At 69.2% G+C, this 3205-nt stretch carries 1 protein-coding gene and 1 pseudogene; both read right to left on the bottom strand.

The annotated features are described in order from the left end of the window. The coding region (locus tag AC4FAH_RS14045) for a Gldg family protein (protein WP_490246256.1) at positions 1-2537 on the bottom strand (2537 nt) is incomplete at its 3' end. Continuing rightward, positions 2534-3205 (bottom strand): annotated as a pseudogene (locus AC4FAH_RS14040) (hypothetical protein); the annotation flags it as partial. The gene AC4FAH_RS14045 and the pseudogene AC4FAH_RS14040, both read right to left, overlap by 4 nt.

The following is a 3205-nucleotide window of genomic DNA, read 5'->3' as shown; positions in this document are numbered from 1 at the left end:
AGACGCCCTGTCGACTGATAGCCCGCGCGACGGCTGGCACGATAACGGCGCCAGCAGATCAGCTCGCCGAGCAGGCTCAACGCCACCGGCAAGGCCAGCAGCGTCCACAGACGCAGCTCGCGACGCAGGGCATCACGCTCGGCATTCGCCTCACGCTGCTGACGTGACAGCGCGTCCTCGAAGTCATGCTGCATCGCCGCCAGGGCGTCGCTTTGCTGCGCGGCTTCGGCCTTGCCAGACACCGGCGTCGCGCCGAGCGCACTCAGACGCGTCTGCCAGTCATTGCGCAGCCGGGTCTCCTCGGCGGCCTGATGATCGGCCAGTTGATGCAGACGCGTCAGCTCGCGCACCTGATGGGCACGCGCGCGCAAGGCGACCAGCTCGGGGCTGCCTGCCAGCAGGTCCACGGCATTTTCCAGCCAGCGCGCATTGGCATTGAGGGCCTGTTCGCTGCCATCCGCCGCCGTGCGCCGCCACAGACGGTCACTGGCCATGTCGACATCGCTGACCACCAGCAACTGGCCACCCTTGGCGCCCGCCGCCGGCCACTGCGCCAGCACGGCCAGCCCGCCGGCCGGCGGTGTTTCCCCTGCCAGCCCCGACAGCGGACGCGGGTCCATGCGGCTGGCGTGGACACGCGCCGCCGGAATCAGGCGCGCCTCATCACTGCCACGAATCAGCCACTGCAACGGCGCGTCTTGCGCCCCTGGGCCTTTCGATGATGCGTCTGCTGCATCAGGCAGCGGCGCCAACCAGCCCGCGCTGGACATCACCAGTTGCTCGACATTGAGGTTGAGCGCGGCATCCGACAGCTGTGCAGCACTTAGCCCGAGCAACGTCGGACTCAGCGCACGCGTGCCGTCCAGCAGGCCGATCGGCAAGGCCAGCTGCGCATCCGCCACCACCTCGCCCGCGCGTGATTCAAGCCCGGCGCGCGCCAGCAATGTCGTCAGCGCCTCGGAAGCCGGCGCCGGCTGATCGAGCATTTCGGGCAGAGGGTCCACCAGCATCAACACCCGGCCGCCACGCTCGAGATAGGCCGTGATGGCCTCCAGCGTCTTGACCGGCAACAGCCGCGGCGCGATCACCAGCAACGCATCCTGATCGGCGATCGGACGCGCGGCATCATCACCGGCCGACAGCCAGTCGATGCGCAGGCGTGCATTGAGATGCTCCATCAGGCCCCAGCTGCCCAGCGCTCTGCCCTGCTCCAGGCTGGGCTGGCCCATCACCGGCAAACGCGAGACGACGCCCAGGCGCGGCGGCTCAGTGCGCGAGACTTCCTGGATCTGGCGTGTCACCTGCGCTTCCAGCCCGCCGATATCCGCCGCCTTGAGCAGCGGAATGGCGCGGCGTTCGGCGTAGGGGCTATCCACCACCAGCCCGAACAGCATCTCTTCGCCGCCCGGCAATGACAGCGCGGTCAGGCCCTGCGCTTCGAGATCCGCGAAGTCGGCACTGTCCGGTGCAGGGTCGACACGCTTGAGGCGTATCTGCGGCTCACGCGCGAAGGCGGCCAGACGCGTCTCGATCCGTGTCGCCAGTTCACGCAGCTGCGGCAGATCGGCGGCGAAGCGTTCGCTGTAGGCGAAGGTCAGCGTCACCGGTGCCTCGAGGTCATCGAGCACCGCACGACTGGCGGGGCTCAGACTGTGCTGACGCGTGGCGGTCAGATCATGCGCGCGGGTGAGCGGGTTGTGGCCGTCGGCCGTCAGCAGCGGCGGCAGGCGCACGCCGGCCAGCAATAGCGCGGTGACCGCAGCCGCCAGCGCCGCCGTGACCAGCCACTGTGGCGCCTGCTTGCGTGCATGGCGCTCCTGACTGAGGCCGCGCGCCTGCAGCACCAACCCGGCCAGGGTCAACAGCAGGAAGTAGCTGGCATCGAGCCAGGTCGGCCGGCCTTCACTGAAAGGCGTCAGATGCGCCGGCAAGCTGATCAGATCGAGCAGCTGCACCCAGTGCGGCGCCAGATGCTGAGCCAGCTGGCTCGTCACCGCGGGTGTGCCCGGCAGCATCAGCGCCAGGCCCAGCACCAGCGCCCCGAGCCACGCCGACAGCGCAGAAGGCGCGCGCACCGCCAGCGCCTGACCGAGACTGGCCAGCGCCATCACCAGCAGCGCCATGCCCAGATAGCCGCTGAGCATCAGGCCGAGATCCGGCGTGCCCAGCCAATGGATCAGCACCACCAGCGGCGCCGTCATCGCAAGCCCCAGCCAGCCCAGCACGCTGGCACTGATCAGGCGTGCGCTGGCCAGTCGCCATGACCCCAGTCCGAGGCCGGACAGCCATTCGAGCAGGCCGTTGGCGCGCTCTTCCGGCCAGCCGCGCAGGGCCAGCAGCGGTGTCCACAGCACCAGCAACCAGGGCAACACCTGCCACAGCGAGCCAAGATCGGCGCGATCACGTGCCAGCAGATCACCCACCTCGAAGGCCCCCAGCGGAGCCAGCACCGCCATCACCACCAGCAGCGACCAGCTGGCGCCCTGAGTCAGTGCCTGATGCAGGTCACGGCGGACCAGCGCGAGAACGGCCCTCATGACGACACCTCCTGATCTGCGCGCGGTGTCTGCTTGCGCATCGGCAGCGGCGAGGGCTGCTCCGCCATGCGCGTCACCAGCTGGCGGAACGCGACCTCGATATCACCCCGTTCGTGGACGCATTCATCGAGGCGGATTTCCATGTAGCTGCACCAGCGTGCCAGCGCGGGGCGCGGGTCCTGGTGGAGACGCCCGGCCAGGCGCAGCACGGCGCCGGTCGAGACCACCAGCGGCGACTTGTCACGCGCCATGGCATCGCCGGGCTTGACGGGCGTGATGGCCGCCACGCCCGGCAGACGCGAGACACTGGCCAGCTCGCGCTCGCTCAGGGCCCGACTCAGCGTCACTCGCCATACCGGCAGGCTGGAACTCGCCCCATACCCCGCGCCGTAGCGCGAACGGCTGCCACCCAGGATGCCTTCGCTGACGGAGGTCGCGGCCAGCGCCTCCGGCGTGTCATCGAAGCCCAGCTGGCCATTGGCCATGACCAGCACGCGGTCACAGATGCGAGGCACTTCCTCCAGCAGATGGGTGGAGACGATGATCAGACGCTCGCGCCCCAGCTCGCGAATGAAGGCGCGCACGCTGTCCTTCTGCAGCGGGTCCAGCCCATCGGTGGGCTCATCGAGCAGCAGGATGTCCGGGTCATGGGTCAACGCCATCGCCAG

Source organism: Cobetia sp., from assembly GCF_983723665.1.
Note: the sequence above shows the minus strand (reverse complement) of the source record. Positions and strands in the feature narration are given on the sequence as shown.